We start from the raw sequence: 23,824 nt of genomic DNA, 5'->3' as shown, positions 1-23,824 counted from the left end.
ATGCGTAGAAAAACATTTTTGGGCTTATTTCTGTTGGTAACATCAACCTTAATTATACAAGCACAAGAAAGACAGAATATTTGGAATGATTTGGAGAATCCAAAAATGTTTGATCAGAATAAGGAGGCAGCACATGCCTCCTTTATTCCGTTTAAGAGCATTGATGCAGCATTGAATAAGAAGCAGCAGCTATTCGTTTATTATAAAAGCTTGAATGGAGTTTGGAAGTTTAATTGGGTTAGGAAACCCGCAGATCGTCCGGTAAACTTTTACCAAACTTCATATGATGATTCTAAATGGAAAGATATCAAAGTTCCTTCGAATTGGGAGTTGGAAGGCTATGGTTACCCAATCTATGTGAATCATCAATACGAATTTGCCGATTACAAAGCTCCCGTTTCTGATGAACTGGAATTTACAGAAAAGATCTATCCAAAACACCCGGGGAAAGTTCCTCATGATTACAACCCGGTTGGATCTTATCGAAGAACATTTACCCTACCTGAAGCTTGGGATGGAAGACAAATTTTCATTCAATTTGGAGCGGTAAAGTCAGCCATGTACCTATGGGTAAATGGCAAGAAAGTAGGCTATTCACAGGGAAGTAAAACGCCTGCAGAATGGGATATCACAAAATATCTAAAGAAAGGAGAAAATGTTCTGGCAGTTGAAGTCTATCGATGGTCAGATGGATCATATTTGGAGTGTCAGGATTTTTGGAGAATTAGTGGAATAGAGCGAGAGGTTTTCTTGTATTCAACTCCTAAAGTTCGCATTCGTGATTTCTTTGCCAAGGCAGATTTAGATTCCCAATATCAGAATGGATTGTTCTCCTTAGATGTAGATCTGCAAAACCATAAACATCAATTAAAATCAGGAAACTATTCGGTAGAGTACAGGCTGTTAGATGCAAATAAAAAATTAATTGTTACCGAAACACAAGCAGCCAAGGTTCACAAGAAGAAAGATTTAAAGCTGAGCTTTACTACAGAAGTTCAGAACCCTAAGAAATGGACTGCAGAAACACCTAATTTGTATACGCTTTTAATTCTCTTGAAGGATAAAAAGGATAAGGTTTATGAGGTACTTACTTGTAAAGTAGGATTTAGAAAGATCGAAATTAAGGATGCGGTATTCTATATCAACGGAAAGCCTGTTCTAATAAAAGGAGTCAATCGCCATGAGCACGATCAGTACAATGGACATGTAGTAAGTGAGGAAAACATGTTAAAAGAAATTGCTTTGATGAAGCAATTCAATATCAATGCAGTTCGCAACAGTCATTATCCTTGCCATGAGCGCTTTTATGAACTTTGCGATGAATACGGACTGTACATTACCAATGAGGCCAATATAGAATCGCATGGAATGTACTATGGAAAGCATTCTTTGGCTAAAAACCCTGAATGGAAAGATGCTCACCTCGATCGAAATATCCGAATGGTAGAACGAGATAAGAATCATCCTTCGGTAATTGTTTGGTCGATGGCCAACGAGGCAGGAGATGGTGAGAATTTTACAGCCGTTTACAAGTGGATAAAAGATCGTGATCCTTCCCGACCAATTCATTACGAACGTGCCATTATGGGAGAGAATACCGATTTGTATTGTCCTCAATATCCGGGAGTAAAGCATTTAAATTCCTATGCTTCGAAAAAGCAAAGCAAACCAATGATTATAAGTGAGTATTCGCATGCTATGGGCAATAGCAATGGCAATTTGGTTGATTTGTGGGAGGTAATTTACGATGAGAAAAACATACAGTTGCAAGGCGGATACATATGGGATTGGATTGATCAGGCCTTGGTGAAAAAAGATGAGGATGGGAATGAGTTTTGGGCATATGGTGGTGACTATGGTCCCAAAGGATTACCATCGGATAACAATTTTGTAGTGAATGGAATCATTTCTGCTGATTACACACCACACCCAGCCATGTGGGAGGTAAAATATGCCTATCAGAATGTAAGGTTTTATGCTGAAGATCTTGAAAAAGGCATTTTCAGCATTAAGAACTTCCATGACTTTATAGATTTAAAAGATTACCAAATCCAATGGAATATCTCAGCCAATGGTAAAGTTGTGAAATCAGGCCAACTGGATTATTTTAACCTGCTTGCACAAGAAAGCAAATTGGTTCACATTCCAATTGGAGATATCGAAATAGAAGCAGGATGTGAATACTTTATTGATTTTTCAGTTGTGCTGAAGAAAGATCAGCCATTTCGACCTAAAGGATTTGAGGTTGCGCACGATCAGTTTCAATTGCCTCTGTTTAAAGGAAAAGAAATCGTAAAAACGGAGCATTCTGATTTAGACCTGGTGGATCAATCGGAAAGCATTCGAGTGCTTGGTGAGAACTTTGAAATTACCTTTGATAAGCAAACAGGTATTCTTACTTCTTATGAAATGGGTGGGATGGAACTCTTACAGAAAGGATTTACCATCAATTTTTGGAGAGCTCCCAATGACAATGACAAGGGAAGTAACATGATAAAGCGATTGGGCATTTGGAGAGAAGTCACCAATTCCATCAAATTATCGAGCATTGAAAGTGAAAAGCAAGATGCTAAGGTGCTGGTAAAAGCAAGCTTCCTGCACCCTAAAATTGATTCGGAGCAGGTTGTGGAATATGCAATTGATAAAGGGGGAGAGATACAAGTTGCTACAAATATCAAGTTAGGCGAAGGTGAATTGCCTGATATGCCTCGATTTGGAATGCGCATGGAATTGCCGGTAAGCTGTGATAACCTTTCTTACTTTGGACGTGGTCCGCATGAGAATTATGTAGATAGAAATCGTGGTGCATTTGTGGGTTTGTACAAAGGAAAAGTTGCCGACCAGTATTTCAAGTATGTGCGACCACAAGAGAATGGCTACAAAACCGATGTTCGTTGGTTCGAACTGAGAAATCAAAATGGAGTGGGACTAAGAATCAGTTCTAAGGATAAACTTGGATTTTCTGCTCACCACAATCCGTTGGAAGACTTCGATCAGATTACTCATGAGGATTTTAGACATACCAATGATATTGTGAAGAAAAATGGAGTTTTCATAAATCTGGATCTGAAAATGATGGGAGTAGCAGGAGATAATTCTTGGGGAGCGACACCTTATGACAAATATTCTGTTCCTGCTAAGAATTATATGTTTACTTTTGTACTCAAACCTGTCTTTTAATATAGACAGTGATCTAAGGAATAAATCAAAAAAACAAATGAATAAAAAAGTATTGGTAACCGGAGGAACTGGTTTTATTGGTTCTCATACGGTAGTAGAATTACAGAACAATGGATTTGATGTGGTAATTGTTGACAACCTGTCAAACTCTAAAGTTGAAGTTCTGGATCAGATCGAGAAGATAACAGGAACAAAGCCAGAGTTTGAGTGTTTCGACTTAACAGATAGGCAAAAGACAAGAGCCTTCTTCGAAAAGCAATCGAATCTTGAGGCCATTATTCATTTTGCAGCTTCGAAAGCAGTGGGCGAGTCGGTTGAAAAACCATTGATGTATTACCACAACAACCTAAATTCTTTAATGAACCTAATGGAGTGCATGCAGGAATTTGAGGTGAAGAACCTGGTTTTCTCATCATCGTGTACTGTTTACGGGCAACCGGATCAATTGCCGGTGACAGAGCAAACTCCACGCAAGGAGGCAGAGTCGCCATACGGAAATACCAAAAGCATTTGTGAGGATATCATCCGTGATGTGTGCAAGGCAAACCCAAGTTTAAAAGGAATTGCTTTGAGATATTTTAACCCAATTGGAGCGCACGAAAGTGCCTTAATTGGAGAGTTGCCATTGGGTGTTCCTAACAATCTAATCCCTTTCCTTACACAAACTGTTGCGGGTATTCGCAAGGAGCTAAGTGTATTTGGAGATGATTACAACACCCCTGATGGATCAGCAATTCGCGATTATATTCACGTGGTTGATTTGGCAAAAGCACATGTGGTTGCCATTGCACGTTTGTTGAATGATCAGAACAAAACCAATTGCGAGTTCTTTAATGTTGGAACAGGAAATGGTGTTTCGGTATTGGAGATTATCAACTCATTTGAGAGATCGACAGGAGAGAAGGTACCACACAGAATTACCGACAGACGTGAAGGCGATATCGAGCAGATTTATGCAGATACCACTTTTGCAAACGAGGAGTTGAAGTGGAAGGCAGAAAGTACATTGGATGAAACTTTACTTTCAGCCTGGAAATGGCAGGAGAACCTAAAGACAATGGAGTTTTAACTACCATATGATTCCATAGAAAATAAAGGGCCGTAAGTTGAAATACTTACGGCCCTTTATTTCTTACCTCATCCCATCCTTCTCTTTAAGGAGAAGGGAGCACCAAACCCACATTTGTTGCAGACAATTCCCCTTCTCCTCTAGGAGAAGGGGTTAGGGGATGAGGTAGTTGGGAATAAATAGAAAACAGCTGCAAGCATCAATCTTAAAGCCGTTTTGTTCTTACCTCATCCTATCCTTCTCTTGGAGGAGATGGGGCCAGGGGATGAGGTATGCAAATGAAAAAAGGCGACCAAAAACTGGTCGCCCTTTTCTTTCTGTTTGCAATTAAGCAAGGGATATAAGCAAATCTCTATTTTCTTTTCTAATTTTTAAACAGTGTAAGATTGCTTATAGATGTGTATTAACGTAAAATTTAGATGTCCATACCAACGGTAAGGGTGAAATTTCTCTCCATTCCCGGGATATACTGATTAGAATATACAGTACTTGAGTAATAGTTCTTATCAAATAGGTTGTTTACTTTTAACTTTCCGTAAAAGTTCTTTTTACGATAATCAATTGATGCATCGAATAGGTAATAACGTGGTAAGCTGTATGAGTTTGAACTGTTCACATACATTTTATCGTTGTAATCCATACCAAAACCAACACTTAAACCTTTAATCATATTCTCTGGTAAGTTGTAATAAGCCCATGCAAATACATGGTTTTTAGGATTGTTTCTGATGTAATTGCCTTCTTTTGAGTTTTGATATGCATTATCAGAGAACTTGCGATACTTGGCAATGTTGAAACCATATCCTCCAATAAAGCTTAAATTATCGAAAGGTTTGTAGTTCAACTCCAAATCGAAACCTTTAGAATCAATTACACCTACTTGACCGTAAATTCGTTTGTCTTCATCTGATTTGCCCAGGTACTCAACAATGTTGTTCTTTTTAATGTAATAAACACTACCATTGATGTGCAGTTTGGCATTGCTTTGGAATTTAAAGCCAGCTTCTAATTGGTAACCATCTTCTGGCTCAAAAACCTCTTTACCATCTGTTGGAGTAAATTCTTTACCATCCTTATCCAAATAGATGAAATTCTCGTTGAATACAGTTCTTTTTGGCTTAAAGAAGTTGGCGTAAGAAGCATATAGTGATAAATTTTCAGAAGGCTGATAAACGGTTCCCAATCGGTAGGTGAAAGAGTGGTTGATAATGGATTTTTGTCCAGTTTTATCACTAATGTTTCTGCCAGACTGAACTTTGCCTGACTGATTTCCCATGTCAAACCTGTCGTATCTTGCTCCCAAAAGTACTTTTACTTTAGAGCTAACACTTATCAAATCCTGGAAGAACAAGCCGTGTACATTTTCATTGTAAATCTTAACTTTTGAAAACTTAGTTTCTAAATCACCCTGGTATAAAACAGGATTTACTACGGCTATCTTTGCAAACAATCCTTTTCCTGTTACATCAGTGCCAACAGAATAACCCGAGTATGATTTTCTATCGATATACATGTAGAAATAACCAGCATTGAAATTGTGCTCCAAACCAGCTAAATCAAACTTGGTGCTGAAATCAATGGTATTCTGGAAAGTCTTGGTTTCGTGCGAAAAGCGAAGTGGGAATGTTCTTTGAAGACTATCCAAACAAATGTATTTCTTGGCATCTCCCTTCATGTAGTAAGAATTATAAATCGCATTGTCAGAAGTCAAATAGCTAAGCTCTTCAGTCGAGAAGTAGTCAATCAAGTCATCAGAATAAGCTGTGTGAATCTGTAGTTTAGAGTTTTCGCCAAGCTTTCTGGTGTATTTAATAGAAGCATTCCAGTTTTCATGATCCAGGAAGTCTGCAGGATCGTTGTAACGTTGCTTACGATCGAAGGTAGTTGGCAACTCACCTTGCTTGTACAGCAAGTTGTCATTTGTATCGAATACATCGTACTTTACCGAAGGCAAACCTGTTTCAGTCCCATAAGTATCATTGTTTCCAGCAATACGGAATTCAAACAAATCATTATCGCTCATTTCGTAGTTCAGTGCCAGGTAGCCATTTAAAGTTTTGTCTTCTGCATCTCTCCAGCCGTCGGTATCCGAAAAACCAGCATCGAAACGGTACGATAACTTGTCGCTAATTTTGTTACCAGAACCCAGTTCTACTCTTGTTGTATTCCAGCTTCCGTAGCTAGCTGAGAAGTTTGCATGAAAGTCTTTGGTTGGTTGTTTGCGAACTACATTTAGGATGCCACCAACAGCAGTATGTCCATAAAGTACCGAGGCTGGACCTTTTAAAAATTCAATTCTTTCAACTGCAGCCAAAGAAGTGAAAGGAGCACTGTTCGAGAAGTTCATTCTTTCGTCGCGAACACCATCAAGCATGATTACAGGAGCGCCAAATCCTCTCATGGTAAAGGTTTGGAAACCACCATAGTTTACCAATGGTTTTACCCCAGTAGTGTATTTTAAAGCTTCGTGAATGCTATTTACCCCAGTTTGTTTAATCAATTCCTGTCCAACCGATGAAGTGGTAAGAGGAATGTCTTTTAACGGAGCAGCCAATTTTACCACTTGTTCGGTTTCTCTTACTGCTTGAGCCGAAATGTTTACACCATCCAAGATGGTAACATTTCTTTTCATTTCAATTTTAATGGCATTTGATGCTTTACGTGTGTCAATAAGCAATTTACAATCTTCGTACCCAACAAAAGTTACGCTTAACTGGTACTCTTCTGCTTTGACATTAGGAAAGTGAAAGCTTCCATCTTTTAAGGAGCTTGTTCCTTGTTTTAACTCTTTAAGGTACAGGTTGGCACCTTCAATAGGTTTACCCGACTCTTGGTCGACTACAAATCCTTTTAAACTTTGTTGAGCCCAAATAACGGCTGGTAAACACAATAGTGTAATCAACAATAAACTTAATCGTTTAAGCATGGTCTTGTTTTTTAGTAATAAGTAAAACACAACACCTTACCTCCACACCACATTAAAATGGTACAAGAATATAAATATCGAACTCGCGCGTCTGTTCAATACATGTACTTCGATTCCCGGAAGCAAAATGTAATTAGTTGTCATTTGGCAGGTCTCCTGACTTTTCTCAAGTGCGATGGCCTTCCCCCTTTCCTAAAGATCGGAGTGGCATAGTGGTATCGCACCTATGCTTCACCAGTTTGGTAAAACGAGAATTACAGTAGCGGGTACTGTTCCGGATTCTCACCGGATTCCCTTTTCATTCTATCATCCGAAAGAGATGAATCGAACACCAAAATCGCGACAAATGTATTATATTTTTCTTTATGTAGATTGAAAAAGTAGAATCGAAGTGAATGTGTTTTGTAACACATCTGCTGCAGAGTTGATGAGCTGTGTTCTAACTCTTTCTATCACTCTCCTCAATTCTTACATAGAAATACTTTTAGTAGAGACAGCATTAATGCTGTCTTTACGAATTTACTGCATGAAGAAAGAGCCTGAAGGTCTCAAATAGTAATAGCCGGGGCAACGCCCCGGGTTTTGATAGGCTATGTAAATCGTCGCAACTGCCATCTTACTTTGGAGTGAATCATTTATTTGCGACGGAATATGCATACTTTTATTTGATCACCTCATCCTATCCTTCTCCTCAAGGAGAAGGAAACAAATCCAATTTACTATGTTGCCCTCGGGGCATTGGAAGGACAAGCTGCTTATACGAAGAATAACTTATAGTAAGACGGAGAAGCTGAGAACTTGTTCGAAGATCACTCCGCCGCACTTGAAGTTTTCAAGTAGAAGTGGTTTGGTCTTACTCGCCCTAGATTTTTTGCTTTCTTTTTCATCAATGGAAAAAGAAAGAGCCACAGCGGCTTGAGCTTTAGAAATAACAAAAACGGCTGCAAGTATAAAACTTACAGCCGTTTTGTTCTTACCTCAACCTATCTTTCTCTGCGAGGGGAAGAGAACTCCAAACCCACATTTGTTGCAGACAATTCCCCTTCGCCTTTAGAGCCTGTTCCGAGAATCGGAAAGAAGGGGTTAGGGGATGAGGTTTTTATTTCGTAGTTTGATCAATAATCAGCTTAACCGCTCTCTGGCAAGCCGGACAAAACTGATTATGACGTGTAAACATGATACAGTTGGCAGCGGAACGATACAAACCTTTCGATTTGTACTGAGCACCTTCAAAAGCACCTACTTTACCACTGTGTTCCATATTCGATAATAGTTTATCATCCCACTCACGCTTCTTGATAAAAAAGTCTTCCATAACCTTTTCTTCTACCTTGGCCTTGCGCATTTCTACACGCTTTTTCTGTACTTCAATGCTATGCTTGTCGTACTTTTCCTTTTCCCAAGGCGTAGGAATTGGAGTACCCGGAGTTACAATATCTTTCCACTTTATGGTTTCCGGATCGGTATTGGCAGTAACGTTTAGCTCCCATGGCTCCAAATGTTCAGCATCCATTTCGTAAGCAGTTGCCGACGTGTAATACTCATCTGCCAAATCGGCAAAGTGATGACCAAACTCGTGAACAAACAAATACTCCTGGAAAGCATTGTCAACCGCAGCAGTAATGTACAAGTTGTAGATACCGCCACCACCATAAATCGAATCGTTCATTAGAATTGCCGTAAACTCGTAAGGAACAGCCGCCGAAGCATCTCTAATGGTTTTGTTGTCGTAGCCCAAAGCGTAGCGTTCCGAACCGAAAGCACCGTAGGTTACAGATAGAGCCGAACGAGTATGAATGTCCTGATGAGGATGGTTTACACCAGAATCAGGAGAAGGTGTTTCTACCGCTCTAATTGAGAATTTGTTTTTATACTTGGCAAAAGGCTCAGTGCTTAAAAGAACCTCAGCAAAACGTTCCGCATCTTTCTTGAACTTCGGCATGTCTTCCTTTGCATATCCTTCGCCCAATACTACAATATCCACTTGCTTTTCAGGATTTCCGTTTACAACAATATCGTGAGTGGTGTAATGGTTTTTCACCTCAGCACGGAATGAACGGTGATGCTTAGGATTTACCATGTACGTCCAAACCGGATCGAAACCATTTTTGATGTTTCTTTTCAAGATGGTTAATTCCACCTCTTGCTTAGGCCAAGGAAAACGTACCGATTCGTGAAATGATCCCCATTCTTTTTCTGCATCTGGAGTAGTTTCCCACTCGCCGTAAATGCTCGAGAAACCTCTAGAGTATAGCAATTTACCAGTTTTAGGATCTTTAATCTCGAAGAAGTACTTGCCTAGGTTTAGTTCATCCAATAAGGCAGTTTTACTTCCGGCCCACTCGCCATCGTTCACCATTTGGTCGAAAGCAAAGTGTTCTTCGTTGGCATTACCAATATGATTGTAATCCAAACGCATGGTAGCGTTCGTAAAATACTCAGCATATTGAGCTTGTGCTGCAAAGGTGATGCTTACCAATAGCAAAGCAAATGCAGTAAGTTTTTTCATGATATCTAGTTTTTGTTAGTGTTTATTTTCACGCACAAGATAAAGAATATCGCTGATAGGAAAGATGTTGAATGTCATGATTGAGAAAAATCTCTTGTTGGCTTACTTGCCAGGCAAGTTTAGTTTGTGTATTCTATAATGCATTGGCAATAAGAGTTGTATCGCATTGGTTTATCCCCTACAGGGAAAATTAAAATCGTATCATGCGGATTACAATCCTTTAACCGCTACGCGGTATGTTCACCACTTTAATTTGTCCGTAGGACATAAAGTATTGTAACTTCCATTCATCTAACTGGTTAATACTCCGTAGGAGTTACGCTTTAGTTTTATAGCTCTACGAGAGGATTGATTTTATTGAATTTGTTACGTGTGGTAGAGTGGAGTGGTGAGACCAAAGTCATTTACAGTAAGCCTTGAAAAGGCGCAAGCACTAGAGTAGGGCAGCGCCCTACTTTTCAAATAAAATAATGAATAGCCCTGAAGGGGCGTGAGCTTGCGCCCCTTCAGGGCTTTGGGGTTTTATACAATTGCGATCAAAGGGCGTTGCCCTTTGCTGATGCTCCAAAACTTTCAGTCTTGATTTTATCGAACTTTGATTCGTACGGTAGCAAGGGTGATAAATTGTAAGATAGATGAGAAGAATTTCCCTGCTGCCCAGAGCAATAAAAAGTCAAAATCAAAAACTTAGTATACTAAGTGTCCAAGAAGAAGCATACTAAGTCTCCGACCAGAAGCATACTTAGAGTCGGACCAGAAGCATACTAAGTCTTCGACTAGAAGCATACTAAATTTCCAACCAGAAGTATACTATGTTTTGTAAGAAGGCCATTTTAAGCATAACGGGCATAAAAAAAACTCCCCGAAAAAAGAGCTTCGGAGAGTTTCCTGAGTAAATGGAAGCGATTAATCTACGGTCAATTCATAGTCTAACTGTCCAGTACGTAGTGTTTTCCCTTCCAAGTAAGTACGAATTTCTAAACGGTACTTTCCAGCCGTTAAGCCATCGGGAATTGAAAAGATCAGTTCAGAAGGCATGTTGCGCATGTAGGTTGTTACCTTGTGCTCGGTATCGTCGGCTGCAATAAAGAACAAACCTTCTTCGGCTTTGTCCTTGTTCAATTTTAGCTTGGATCCTTTCACAATACCGCCCTTGCCTGGGGTAATCTTTTCGTTTTTGCTCTCGCTTTCCGAATCTTCGAATCCATCAATTTTAGGCAGCACGTCGGAAGCTGTAATTTTCTTCAGCTTCACTTCCTGTGCTAAATTTCTAAAATTGATACCAGGAGTAAAGTTCATATTGACTTTGTGATACTCCGGATCGAAATCCATATGGTCCGCATCAAAAACACCTGCAATGCTTAAACGAATATTACACATGGGTGTAATAACATTGTTGCCTGCCAATAGCTCTTCATAAACCTGTTCGAACACAGCATTTACAGCTAAGGTGGTATCAACTTCGTTTAAGGAGGAGTGGCGTTTTACGGCTTTGGAAACAATGGCTTCGAATTCGGAAGTTTCGAAAACCAAAGTTTGCGCCGAAAAATCATCATCACGCTGGGTGAGAGGATTTCTACGCAAGTAAAAAGGTAATGTCATAATATTTGTATATTTACCTGTGAATACTAGCCCGCAGTCTGATGTTGTAAACGGTCCAAAGTTTGTTCAAAAGACTGCGAGGCTTTTCTTATCAATAATAAAGCTAGAAAAAATTAAATTAGCTACAAACCCTCTTTTAAAAAATAATCGTTGTTAACAGGTAATATTGCCTTACTTATTTAAATTGTGATATTTACGCTGAAGTGTAATGTTTGTTTATGTTTTCAGCGGATTTTTAGTAAAGATCACCTTGTATTTAGCTTATAATTTATTTGTATTAATTTAGAATGAGTTTAAAAAGCGGATCTTGATCTTCACTTTATTCATTTGTATGGGATCTGCTTTGTTCAAAAACAGGAAAATAAAGAGCTGCTTGAGTTCATTCTCTTTCGAAGACTACAAAATGAATGATGCATGTAAAGGGAAAGTTGACTTCTTTGTGACTCGAATTGTTAAATTATCTAAAATGACTTGTTTGGTTTGAAAAACAAGTCTACTTTTACACCCGGTAAACCAAAAATAGGTAATTAGTATACTTTTGATGAAAATTGGAGACGAAAATATAGAGAAAGTTGTTTATGAAAGTGCTTTAAATCTGCTAACTCGTTATGGAATTAAAGGATGGAACATGGATGATTTGGCCAAAGAGTGTGGCATGTCGAAAAGAACTCTTTATAAAATCATAGGAAATAAAGAGGACTTGCTGTACAAATGCTATGAGGATAATTTTAATCAGAAATTAGGAGGTGTGAAGAAATTCATCGAACAAGATGAAGAATACTACACGCTGCTTGATGGTTTATCGACTCAGATTGTAAACAGTGTGAATGAAATTATATTGGTTACTTCTGAGAATATCCGTACGGAATATCCTCGAATATCTCTAATGATTGATGAGAGACTGCATAAGCACCACGAAGGCATGGTTCGATTTTTTGAAAAAGGAATACAGTTGGGATTGCTAAGGGATAATGCTGATGCTACCATTATAAAAGACATGTTGTATGCATTAATGAATTTTAATGTGATTAAATATAGAGATGTAAGTGAATTTAGAACCACAACAAAGCGTCAGTTGGATTTTTTCTTTAGCTCTATAAGAAAGTAGAATCAATTCATAATAAATAACATTTAGGCTTCTTAAGTGCCTTGGGTAAGCATAGGAAGCTATATTTTTTGAGGAAAAGTAAACCAAAGAAACTAGAGTAGTTTACATGAGACGAAAATAATAGTAAGAGAGTAAATCAGTAAATAATTCAATAAGTAATAAGCAATGAGGTATTTAAAGGGAATCAGCTATTTGCTGTTAGGAATGTTGATTTTTGTTGGCTGCAAAGAAAAGGTCAAAGAGAAGGAATATGTACGAGCGGTTAAAGTGTTTAAGACAGCTGTGGGTACTAGCAATAAGAATGCAACTACTGTACCGGCAAGCATTAACGAAAAAAGAGAAACCAAACTGGCTTTTCGTGTAAAGGGGCCGTTGGTTAAGCTAAACGATGTAATTGGTGACTATGTGCAAAAAGGACAGGTGATTGCCAAGGTCGATCCGCGTGATTATAAAATTGCAGTAGAGTCTACACAGGCAGCCTACAAACTGGCAAGTGCCGAATACAAGCGCTACAAAACTCTTTTGGAGAAAGAGAGTGTATCTGCCAGTACATACGACCAGATGGAATCGAATTATACGGCTGCCAAAACAGCTTACGAATCGGCTAAGAATGCCTTGGAAGATACCGAATTGAAAGCTCCGTTCTCGGGCTATATCAGTGATGTATTTGTGAACAATTACGAGGAGGTAAATCCAGGACAGGCCATTGTTTCCTTTATCGATCTGTCGAAGTTTGAAGTAAAGGCCTGGATCTCTTTGGAGGATTTGTCGAAGATAAACGATAATACGCAATATGCCTGTTTAATCGATTTGGGCAATCAGAAAATTAGAGTTGCGGGTAATTTAAAAGAAGTAGGGCACAAAACCAGTATGTCGAAACAGTCTTATCCGATTTCCATCCTGATTGATGCTCCTGATAATGTGAGTTTGCGCGCCGGAATGACTACTCATTTGGAGATCATTGACACGGACAATATTTCATCCAGTTTGGAAATTCCTATTACCAGTATTTATAGCAAAAAGAATAAAACCTACGTGTGGCTTTTTAATGAAAGTACAAACACGGTTTCTTCAAAAGAAGTGCTTAGAGGTAAAATTGTTGGTGATGATATGATCCAGATTAAGAAAGGATTAAATGGCGGAGAAAACATTGTGTGTTCCGGAGTGAATTTCTTATCGGAAGGAACTAAAGTAAAAAAGTACAAAGGCTTTTCAAAGACCAATGTAGGTAACAAATTATAATGCTATCCAAGCTTTAAATTTAAATAGGATATAATAATGAGTTTAACAGAATATTCACTAAAGAACAAGGTAGTAATGTACTTCTTGTTGCTTCTTGTCTTGGTAGGTGGTATCTCGTCTTACTTTACCATTGGTAAATTGGAAGATTCGGTGTTTACCATCAAAACAGCTTTGGTTATTACGCAATATCCGGGAGCTTCGCCGCATGAAGTAGAGCAAGAGGTTACCGAAGTAATAGAACGAGCAGCTCAAAGTATGGACAATATAGATGAGATATCTTCTAGCTCGTACGCCGGTCTTTCCATTGTAGAAATAGATTACGAAGAAAAGTTACGTAACGATGGAATGCCTCAGGTTTGGGACATTCTGCGTAAAAAGCTTAAAGATGCTGAAGGTGGCTTGCCTTCGGGAGCTCATGCTCCTCAGGTGGTCGATGATTATGGTGATGTGTATGGAATGTTTTATGCCATAACTGGTGATGGTTTTACTTACGAAGAACTGAACGACTATGCGCAATACATCAAGCAAGAGTTGTTGCCTGTTGATCAGGTGGGGAAAATTTCACTCTTTGGAAACCGTACCGAAGTAGTTGATGTCATCATTAAGGAATCGAAGAAATCGGAATTAGGGATCAATCCGGGGATTATAGCACAAGCTTTTAATTCGCAAGCTCAAATTGCCGCTGCAGGTAATATTGAAATTAACGATCGATACATCAGGGTTTCGGGAAATGATGCCTTTAAGAATCTGGAAGAGATTAAGAATACCATTGTTCAGGTTGGCAATGAGCAGTTTCGCTTAAAAGATGTGGTTGAGATTAAGAAGTCTTTTTTGGAACCTGCTCGAGGTTTAATGAAAAGAAACAAGCAAAATGCCATTGGTTTGGCAGTATCTACGACCAAAGGAGGGAATGTATTAACGCTGGCCGAAAATTTGAATGCCCAGTTGGATATCATACGACCTAATTTGCCTTTGGGAATCGAGATATCATCCATTTACAACGAAGCCCAAGAGGTTGAAAATGCCAACGATGGTTTTATTGTGAATCTGATTACATCGGTAGCCATTGTTGTGGTGGTATTGCTCTTGTTTATGGGATGGCAATCTGGTTTGCTAATCGGAAGTGGATTGATATTCTCTATTTTAGGAACTCTAATTGTGATGAACTCCATGGATATTAGTCTTCACCGTACTTCATTGGCAGCAATTATTATTGCCATGGGGATGTTGGTTGACAATGCCATTGTAGTAACCGATGGAGCTTTGGTGTCTTTGCAAAAAGGGATGAATAGGCGAAAGGCGATTGTAAACATTTCCAGTTCCACTTCGCTTCCTCTATTGGGTGCTACCCTGATTGCCATATTGGCTTTCTTGCCTGTGTTTTTGGCGCCTAACAATGCAGGGGAAATCTGTAGAGACTTATTTCTTGTGCTTGCCATCTCGCTTACCCTAAGTTGGTTTTTTGCAATGACTCAAACGGCCTTAACCAACGAAAGGTTCCTGAAAGCACCTAAGGAAATTAAAGATCCTTACGATAGTAAGTTTTACCAGATATTTAAAGGATTCCTGATTAAAGTTTTAAAATTAAGATGGTTGTCCTTGGCTACAGTAATTTTGTTCCTGGCCATTTCATTGTTTGCATTTTCAAACCTGAAGCAAGCATTCTTTATGGCAATGGAGAAATCTTATTTCGTGGTTGACTATTGGTTACCTGAGGGGAGTTCGGTAAAGAGTGTTGAAGATGATTTGGCCCAAGCCGAAAAGGAGTTGTTTGAGAATTACCCTGAGGTAGTGAATGTGATCACCAGCATTAGTCAAACTCCACCTCGTTATTTACTGATGGCTCATGCCCAAAATTACAATACCAGTTTTGGTCAGTTAATGGTTGAAACCCATAGCCCGGAAGAGACTGATGATATCGTTCCTAAGCTTACAAAGCATTTTATGGCGAATTATCCTCAGGCAAGAGTAAGGGTGAAAAAGTACATTGCCGGACCTCCTATTGCTTATAAGGTAGAAGGGCGTTTTATTGGTCCTGATCCTGCAGTTTTAAGAGATTTGGCCGAACAAGCCAAAGGCATCATGCACAATACGCCTGAGTGTGGAGATATTTGCGATGATTGGAGAAATAAAGCATTAACCTGGGCTCCTCATTATTCTGATGTTAAGGGATCGCGAGCAGGAATCTCAAGAAACGACTTGGGAAATGCCATTCAACAATTAACCAGTACTGGTTTGGGAATTGGTTTGTATCGTGAGAATGAGGAGAAATTACCAGTGATGTTAAAGGTTGATCAGGAATCGAAGAACAGTATCGATGCCATTGAAAATACCAGTATATGGTCGCAAACCGGATCTTATTCGGTGCCATTAAAAGAGGTGGTTGATAGCATTACACTAACATGGGAAAATAGTGTAATTAAGCGTTACAACCGTCAACGTGCCATCACCGTGCAGTGTGATCCTGTTGATCCGGAAATGACAGGTGCAACTCTTTTGAGCAAAGTTAAAGATCAGATTGAAGCCATTCCATTGCCAGCAGGTTACAGTTTTATGTGGGATGGGGAGTATAAAACCTCTAAAGAATCACAGGAAGGTATGGGAAAATTCTTCCCTCTTGCCATGTTGATGATGGTATTTATTATCGTAATGTTGTTTAATAGTGTGCGCCAATCTATGGTGGTTGTTGCCATTATTCCTTTGTCGGTTATTGGCGTTGGAATTGGGCTATATGTCACCAATAATCCATTTGGTTTTATGGCCATTGTTGGATTCCTGGGATTGATTGGTATGGTGCTGAAAAATGCCATTGTATTGATGGATCAGATCAATCTGAACCTAAACGCTGAAGGGATGCAACCATTTCCAGCAGTGATTAGTGCTGCAATCAGCCGTTTGCGTCCGGTGGCATTGGCTGCTGTTACAACCATATTGGGGATGCTGCCAATTATTTCTGATGCCATGTATGGATCAATGGCCATTACCATCATCTTCGGATTGTTGTTTGCCACAGTTCTTACTTTGGTTGTGGTGCCTCTGCTGTATGTTATCTTTTATGGAATTAAGGTTGAATAATTGAACTGTTGTCACGAGTAAGATGTTATGAGGCGCATGCTTAAACCTTATTGGCAACCTCAACTCATCGTGGTTTCGATAGTTATCGGAACCACCTGGCAACTCAAAAAAATAAAGACAGATGAATGTAAATTCTAAATATTTCTATTCCGAGCAAAACGAGAGAATAATGGTTCTCCATTTGGATTACAATTTGATATTGGAACAGGAAACCTTCGATCATAGAAGTCAACTATTGGAATTTCTTGACGAAGTAAACGATAGTGAGGAGATCAAAACGCTGGTTATAAGTAATAATCACCCGAATTTTAGCTTAGAGAAATACAAAGAGAAGTGGAATGCTTTATATGAAGCTACTAATTATGAGGGCAATATTTTACGAATATTCAGAACCTTTAATCAATTGCTGCTGAAAATTAAATCCATGCATATGGTTGTTTTTTCAGTTTACTCCAAACCGGTAAACACAATGCTGTTTAGCTTGAGTATGGCTTCGGACCTAAGGATTGTTTCGCGTGATTTTTACATAGATAACGACAACTATAACTTTGTGAATATTCCCAAAGGAGGTGCAACATTTGTCGAGTCTAGTTTGATGTATGTAAATCCTATAAAAATACTTTTCCAGAACGATAAGGTGCACTCGTCCGATTTACTTCAAAAACATATTGCAGACGAAGCCATTGCTCAGGAAGATTTAAAGGAAAGGGTGTTTAATATGGCTATGCGCTACAGTAAGTTCGATTACGTAGAGTTCGAAGCTGTGAAAATGATTGAACAGTCCAGAATGAAGAAGTTAGACATGTACCTTCAAAAAGAGAACAACTTTCTATTAAGCTGTATTCGAAAAAGGAAGAATTCAAACGACCAACACATATTTCGCATCAAGTAGTAACAATCCGATGAAAATAAACTTATGAATAATATCATATTAAAGATTTCAATGGTTCTTTTATTGGGATTATTGACGATTTTCAAAATAAATGCACAAGAAGTATTAACGCTTCAAGACTGCAAACAAAAAGCATTGGAACATAACCAATCAGTGAAAACTGCTTTGTCTGATTTGAAGTCAAGCGAGGCAGCTTTAACATTGAGTAAAAGATCAATGTTGCCAACATTTGACTTATCATCTTCCTATACTTATTTGAAGGATCCAAATAAAATGGTAGTGCCTGGTTATGAATTGCCAACAGTTGATGGTAAACCAAGTGGGGTATATTCACCTGGAAGCTCTTCGAATCTTGCCTATAATAATTCCTACTCAGCAAGTATTGGAATGAATTTGCCAATTTACATGGGTGGGAAATTAAGACATGCCAATAAGTTGTCATCATTAGGAAAGGCAATGGCTGAGGATAATGTTGATTTGACAAAATCTGAACTGATGGTGGATGTGGAAACCAAATACTGGGGTGTAGTTTCGCTTCAGGAGCAAAAGGATGTTGTACAGAAATCTATTGTTCTTTTAACTGATGTATTGAAGGAGGTTCGTAACAGGTATGAAACCGGAATTGTTACAAAAAATGAAGTTTTAAAGACACAGGTTGAGCTAAACAATTCCAAACTGGCATTGATTGAAGTTTCTAATAACTTGGAGTTGGCCAAGATGAGCTTAAACCAAAGAATTGGGAATGGTATCTTGTCATCAATACAGATTCAGGATTCCATTATCAATATCCCAGGTCATCTGTCTGCTATTACTTTTAATGAAACACACTTGGGAAACAGACCTGAGATTAAGTTGCTAAACAATCAACTCGAAATGTCAAGGGTTGAGAAAAAAATGGTGAATTCCGAGTATTTGCCACAGATTGTATCCTATGCAAACTATGTGTCCCAAAATCCTAATCGATACGCTAAACAAGAGAATGAATTTACCTTTAATGCAGGTGTAAGTTTAAGTATACCAGTATTCCATTGGGGGGAGAAAAAATTAAAGAAAGTTCAAAATAAAATGGCGATTCAGAAAGCAGAACTGGAGCTTGATGAGAGTTCTGAAATGATCACTTTGGAAATCAGACAGGCCATTTTCAGGTTAAAAGAATCTTTGGTGAAATTGGATTTTACATCGACTTCATTGGAGCAAGCTAATGAAAATTTAAAATTGGAATCCAACCGTTTGATGGAAGGGGTATCTACAACAAGAGAATTGTTGGATGCTCAGTTGCAATGGCAATCATCACATGCCGATTACATCAATGCAAAAGCTGAAGTAAAAACTAATGAAGCAAAATATTATAAGGCAATTGGAGATCTAAGATTGCAGTAATTCGCAAATGGTTTTATGCAGGAAAAACAGTTCTATAGGAATAAGAGTCGTAATTCTTGTGTATGCCTTTGTGGTAAAAGATAGTGGGATTAGACGGGTTGGTTACTCTTGCCAAATATGTAGTGTGAATGTATGATTTCTTTTAATGTCAAGGGTGTCTTTGAGGATGGTTTAACTTGTGGGAATTAAACTATTTTCTAATACTATATATGGCTTATAGTGGGATGTTGATGTAGTAACCAACCTGTCTTCTAATTATAGTGTAAGGTAAAAACTGTAATTGCCCTTTACGTGTGAATAATGTGAAATAAAAACACCCTTAAATCATTGATTTAAGGGTGTTTTTATTGAGTGATACCTCAGTGTAAATTCGATATTCCTATTTCTTGCCCGAAGACTCACGCTCAATTAAATTAACAGGAAGTACAATGGTTTCCTGTTTGTTGCCGGTTTTATTCTGGATGATATCCAATAATAGTTCAGTTGCCTTAGTTCCCACATCAAAACCCGATTGCTCTACCGTGGTTAAAGATGGACTAAGGTATTCCGAGAATGGTTCATTACTGAATCCAACTACCGCTACCTCTTCAGGTATCTTAATCCCTTTTTCTTTGGCGTAAAGAATAATGCTTAGGGCAGTTGTATCATTGCCTGCAAATATAGCATCAGGTGGATTGTCTGACTCCAAAAGGGTTTTTGCACATCTCAAACCGTCTTCCCTTGTCAATGGACTTTCAATGATTAATTCTTCATTAACCACGATATGGTGTTTGCGCATTGCTTTTAAAAAGCCTTGAAGACGATTGATGTATATATTCAAATGTTGCGGTCCGCTAATGTGTGCAATTCGTTTGCACCCTTTTGAAATAAGATGTTCGGCAGCAATAAATCCTCCTTTGAAATCATCTACTACCACCTTGCTTGTTTCCAATTCATCTACAACTCTATCAAAAAACACAAGCGGTATATTTCTGTTTGTGAAGGTTTTGTAGTGGTCATAGTTTTCGGCTTTCAATGCTACTGAAGAAATTACTCCATCTACCCTCGAAGCAAAAAGTGTTTGTACACAATCGGATTCTCTTTCCTCCAAATCATTGGATTGACAAATGATAACGTTATATCCTTTTTCGCGTGCAAGCTCCTCAATACCAGTAATTGCAGAAGAGAAGAAGTAACGACTGATTCTGGGAATAATCACACCAATGGTATTTGTGCAACTTGTGCGCAAGTTAGATGCAAGCGCATTGGGTTGATAACCCAATTGTTTTGCCATGTCTTTTACTGCCTTTTTTGTCTTTTCGCTGATGCGCGCATTGTCATTAAGAGCTCTGGATACGGTTGATCCGGAGATGTTTAATGCTTTGGCAATATCGTGTATGGTAACGTTATTCTCGTTCTTCATTTTGATTATAGAGGTATTAATTCACGCTGCAAAGATGCAATTAATTTTTATAAATAGCCTAAAAGTGTCAAATAAAAGGTAATCGATTGCGCGGATTAAATTTAAATTTTAAAAAAATATCATACTATCTAAAGTTCTTGTAAAGTAGATGTTTATTGCTTTTTGGATATGTTTCGATATCGATTTAAAAAAGTAAAAATGAAGAATAATAAGACAATCGATTGCACAATTCAATTGCATTTTCTTTCTTTGTATCCATCGAGAGGTGATAAAACAGGTCACATTACTCGATTAAAATTTTTCAAATTATAAAAATAGTTAGCAATGGGATTGAAATACGAAGAAAGATATGCTACCCATCCAGCGGATGCTAAAAGCTACGATACCAATCGTTTAAGAGATGAGTATTTGGTGCAGAATATCATGGAAGAAGGTAATGTTAATCTAACTTACTCACAGTACGATCGTTTGATTGTTGGTGGTGCAGTACCTGTAAAGGAAACATTAAAGTTAGAAAGCATTGATCCATTAAAGGCGGAGTATTTCTTGGAAAGAAGAGAGCTTGGAATTGTTAATGTAGGTGGAAAAGGAAGTGTTTCGGTTGACGGTGAAGTATACGAGCTAGACTATAAAGAAGCTTTGTATGTAGGAAAAGGAAAGAAGGAAATCTTATTCAGCAGTGAAAATGCTGAAGCACCAGCTCATTTCTACATGAACTCAGCTCCTGCTCACGAAGTATTTCCAACAGTGAAAATTGGACGTGAAGATGCGATTATCATTGAATTGGGTGAGCCGGAAAATTCGAACAGAAGAACATTGAACAAGTTGATTGTTTCAGATACCATTAAAACCAATCAATTGCAAATGGGGATGACCGAGTTGCACCCAGGTAGTGTATGGAATACCATGCCAGCTCATACGCATAGCAGAAGAATGGAAGCTTACTTCTATTTCGAAGTGCCAAAAGGTCAGGCAATCTGTCACTTTATGGGAGAACCAAAAGAAACTCGTCACTTGTGGATGGGGAACGAAGAAGCTGTTTTCTCTCCAACATGGTCGATTCACTCGGCTGCGGGTACAAGTAACTACACTTTTATCTGGGGTATGGGAGGTGAAAACCTTGACTATGGTGATATGGATATCTGTCAGCCAGACGAATTGCGTTAAGAAGTTGTTGTGTTATTAATTATATAGTAGTTGTTATGATTTTAGATTTATTTAGGTTAGAAGGAAAGGTTGCATTGGTTACTGGTGCTACTCATGGTATTGGTATGGCCATTGCAACCGCTTTAGCAGAAGCAGGTGCGAAAATTGTTGTAAATGATATTTCGCCAGATGCTTTGGAACGAGGTAAAGCAGCTTATGCTGAAAAAGGCATTGAAATGCACGGTTACATTTTTGATGTTACTGATGAAGAGGCGGTAAAAGCTGGTGTTGCACAAATCGAAGATGAGGTTGGTCCTATTGGAATTCTTGTAAATAACGCTGGTATCATCAAGCGTGTTCCTATGCAGGATATGGAAGTAAAAGACTACCGTCAGGTAATTGATATTGACTTGGTTGGTCCTTTCATCATGGGTAAATACGTTGGTAGAAGAATGATTGAGCGTCGTGAAGGTAAAATCATTAACATTTGCTCAATGATGAGTGAATTGGGACGTAATGATGTTTGTGCTTATGCATCGGCAAAAGGTGGATTGAAAATGTTGACCAGAAATATGGCAACAGAATGGGCAAAATATGGAATCCAAACCAATGGAATTGGTCCTGGTTATTTTGCTACTTCTCAAACAGCACCAATTCGTGTTGATGGTCACCCATTTAACGAATTTATCATTAACCGTACGCCAGCAGCTCGCTGGGGCGATCCGGAAGATTTAGGTGGTACAGCGGTATTCCTTGCTTCAAAAGCATCAGACTTTGTTAATGGACATGTGGTGTATGTTGATGGTGGTATTCTTGCTACCATTGGAAAACCTTCGAACGAAGAATAGTTAGTAAAGTTGTGTACAATATGGAAAGGAAGTGTGAATAAATAATGGCGTTGCTGGGGAGTGAACCCATAACTCTTCCTTTCCTTTTTTAGTTTGCCGATTGGCTATAAATTCTCTTTTATAGAGCTAGTTGAATAAGCACTTTTGATAGAAAAGACCATGAAAAGATATTTTGTTGTTGCTGCTTTTGCTTTTGTTTTTCAGTCTTGTACTACTCCGTCCTTAGAGTTGAAAAATGAATTGCTTGAAAATAGAACAGATGCACCTGTTATTATTAATAGGGCAGATGTAAAGAAATTAGTAGGTGAAATTCCTGCCGATAAGGTTCCTGTTGTATTAGGAGCCGATGGCAAACATATACCATCACAGGTTGATGATTTGGACCGTGATGGAAATTGGGATGAGTTGGTATTTGTTAGCAATTTTGCCTCAAACGAAACCAAAAGTCCTCAAGTAAAATTGGTTTCATTAAATGAAGTTCCACAATATACTATTCGTACCAATGTTCGTTTGGGTGAAGGTAGTATTGAAGAAGGTTTTGAAGGTGTTGATCAGGCAGTTTCTCCAAAAGGATATACTGGTGTTCCTGTAAAATATCAAGCGGAAAGTGTAAGCTGGGAAAATGACATTATGGGATTCCGAAATTACTTCGACTGTCGTAATGCAAAAGATTTATTCGGTAAACTTTCTTCAGAAATGGTGATGAATAAAATTGGAACCAAAACAAGTGGTTCTTACCACAAATTATCAGATTGGGGAATGGATGTATTGCACGTTGGCCCATCGTTGGGAGCTGGCGGTTTAGCAATGTTTCACAAAGATTCTCTTTATCGATTAGGAAGCGTTGAACGTTTTGAATTTCAGCTTGTATCACGAGGTCCTGTTCGTTCCATTTTTGATTTGAAATTATCAGGTTGGAATGTTGATGGTAAGATGTTAAGTGCTACCGAAAGAATCTCTATTTGGGCTGGAAAATATTGGTTCCAAAGTGATGTTACAGTTGAAGGTCTTGACGATGAAGCTGAATTGGCAACAGGTATTGTTACCAGTTATTTGAAAGAGGAAAAGCCATTCGAATTTGAAGCGAACAAAGAATTCACAGGTGTTGCTACTCACGATAAACAATCAATGAATGAGGATTTCCTTGGATTGGGAATTCTTGTGAAATCTGCTGAGAAAGTAAGAACAGGGGATGCTCCTTTATTGCCGGAAAAAGTAATTAAAGGCAGCCGATGGAATCAACCAGTTGGAGAAACTCACTTTGTAACTCAGAAGATTTCGAATAATAAAGCAGCTACACATTACTTTTTTGCAGTGTGGGAAAAAGAAAATGTAAACTGGGCAAAAAAGGAAAGTTTCAAAAGCCTAATGGCGAAGCAAGCTGAAGAGTTGAGTTCACCAATTGTGGTAAGTGTAAAATAGATAATAAGGAAAAGATAGATAGA

14 protein-coding genes and 1 riboswitch are annotated in these 23,824 nt (G+C 38.5%); of the genes, 10 read left to right on the top strand and 4 right to left on the bottom strand.

Annotation, left to right across the window (positions count from 1 at the left end; translation table 11 throughout):
* Both lacZ and galE read left to right on the top strand, forming a co-directional pair.
* Nucleotides 1-3,180, top strand: a complete 3,180-nt coding sequence (gene lacZ / locus DF185_RS09645) for a beta-galactosidase, LacZ type (RefSeq protein WP_110360530.1) — start codon at nt 1-3, stop codon at nt 3,178-3,180.
* Between the two features lie 37 nt (nt 3,181-3,217).
* Complete coding sequence (gene galE / locus DF185_RS09640) at nt 3,218-4,249, top strand: UDP-glucose 4-epimerase GalE (RefSeq protein ID WP_110360529.1); 1,032 nt, start codon at nt 3,218-3,220, stop codon at nt 4,247-4,249.
* 415 nt (nt 4,250-4,664) lie between these two features.
* On the opposite strand, the gene DF185_RS09635 is transcribed toward galE, so the two are convergent.
* The 3 genes from DF185_RS09635 to DF185_RS09625 form a co-directional block, all read right to left on the bottom strand.
* Nucleotides 4,665-7,175 carry a TonB-dependent receptor gene (locus DF185_RS09635; protein WP_110360528.1) on the bottom strand — a complete coding sequence of 837 codons (2,511 nt, stop codon included), beginning with the start codon at nt 7,173-7,175 and terminating at the stop codon, nt 4,665-4,667.
* Between the two features lie 129 nt (nt 7,176-7,304).
* A riboswitch (cobalamin riboswitch) is annotated at nt 7,305-7,527 on the bottom strand.
* 747 nt (nt 7,528-8,274) lie between these two features.
* On the bottom strand, nt 8,275-9,684 hold the full coding sequence (locus tag DF185_RS09630) for a M64 family metallopeptidase (protein WP_110360527.1): 1,410 nt from the start codon (nt 9,682-9,684) through the stop codon (nt 8,275-8,277).
* Nucleotides 9,685-10,590: 906 nt separating this feature from the next.
* Nucleotides 10,591-11,286 carry a DNA-binding domain-containing protein gene (locus tag DF185_RS09625; protein WP_110360526.1) on the bottom strand — a complete coding sequence of 232 codons (696 nt, stop codon included), beginning with the start codon at nt 11,284-11,286 and terminating at the stop codon, nt 10,591-10,593.
* A 541-nt stretch (nt 11,287-11,827) separates the two neighbouring features.
* On the opposite strand from DF185_RS09625, the gene DF185_RS09620 reads away from it, so the two are divergent.
* The 5 genes from DF185_RS09620 (at nt 11,828) to DF185_RS09600 (ending at nt 18,983) form a co-directional block, all read left to right on the top strand.
* The gene (locus DF185_RS09620; RefSeq protein WP_110360525.1) at nt 11,828-12,394 is read left to right on the top strand and encodes a TetR/AcrR family transcriptional regulator; all 567 of its coding nucleotides are present in this window, start codon (nt 11,828-11,830) and stop codon (nt 12,392-12,394) included.
* A gap of 165 nt (nt 12,395-12,559) precedes the next feature.
* On the top strand, nt 12,560-13,636 hold the full coding sequence (locus DF185_RS09615; protein ID WP_110360524.1) for an efflux RND transporter periplasmic adaptor subunit: 1,077 nt from the start codon (nt 12,560-12,562) through the stop codon (nt 13,634-13,636).
* 36 nt (nt 13,637-13,672) lie between these two features.
* Nucleotides 13,673-16,711: an efflux RND transporter permease subunit gene (locus DF185_RS09610; protein WP_110360523.1), complete on the top strand. Its 3,039-nt coding sequence runs from the start codon at nt 13,673-13,675 to the stop codon at nt 16,709-16,711.
* 121 nt (nt 16,712-16,832) lie between these two features.
* On the top strand, nt 16,833-17,603 hold the full coding sequence (locus tag DF185_RS09605; RefSeq protein WP_133250012.1) for a Clp protease/crotonase-like domain-containing protein: 771 nt from the start codon (nt 16,833-16,835) through the stop codon (nt 17,601-17,603).
* A 24-nt stretch (nt 17,604-17,627) separates the two neighbouring features.
* Nucleotides 17,628-18,983 carry a TolC family protein gene (locus tag DF185_RS09600; protein ID WP_110360521.1) on the top strand — a complete coding sequence of 452 codons (1,356 nt, stop codon included), beginning with the start codon at nt 17,628-17,630 and terminating at the stop codon, nt 18,981-18,983.
* A gap of 379 nt (nt 18,984-19,362) precedes the next feature.
* Here the strand turns inward: DF185_RS09600 and DF185_RS09595 are convergent, their stop codons facing one another.
* Nucleotides 19,363-20,385 (bottom strand): LacI family DNA-binding transcriptional regulator, encoded by a 1,023-nt coding sequence (locus DF185_RS09595; RefSeq protein ID WP_110360520.1) that lies wholly within the window; start codon nt 20,383-20,385, stop codon nt 19,363-19,365.
* Nucleotides 20,386-20,709: 324 nt separating this feature from the next.
* On the opposite strand from DF185_RS09595, the gene kduI reads away from it, so the two are divergent.
* The 3 genes from kduI (at nt 20,710) to DF185_RS09580 (ending at nt 23,801) form a co-directional block, all read left to right on the top strand.
* A complete protein-coding gene (gene kduI / locus DF185_RS09590; protein WP_110360519.1) occupies nt 20,710-21,552 on the top strand; it encodes a 5-dehydro-4-deoxy-D-glucuronate isomerase in 843 nt (280 codons plus the stop codon).
* Between the two features lie 35 nt (nt 21,553-21,587).
* Nucleotides 21,588-22,379, top strand: a complete 792-nt coding sequence (locus tag DF185_RS09585) for a gluconate 5-dehydrogenase (RefSeq protein ID WP_165835993.1) — start codon at nt 21,588-21,590, stop codon at nt 22,377-22,379.
* A gap of 159 nt (nt 22,380-22,538) precedes the next feature.
* Nucleotides 22,539-23,801 (top strand): DUF4861 domain-containing protein, encoded by a 1,263-nt coding sequence (locus DF185_RS09580; RefSeq protein WP_110360518.1) that lies wholly within the window; start codon nt 22,539-22,541, stop codon nt 23,799-23,801.
* Nucleotides 23,802-23,824 lie beyond the last annotated feature (23 nt).

It is taken from the genome of Marinifilum breve (assembly GCF_003202155.1).
GTDB classification, from domain to species: domain Bacteria; phylum Bacteroidota; class Bacteroidia; order Bacteroidales; family Marinifilaceae; genus Marinifilum; species Marinifilum breve.
The sequence above is the reverse complement of the archived record's forward strand: the minus strand, read 5'-3'. Positions and strand labels throughout refer to the sequence as shown.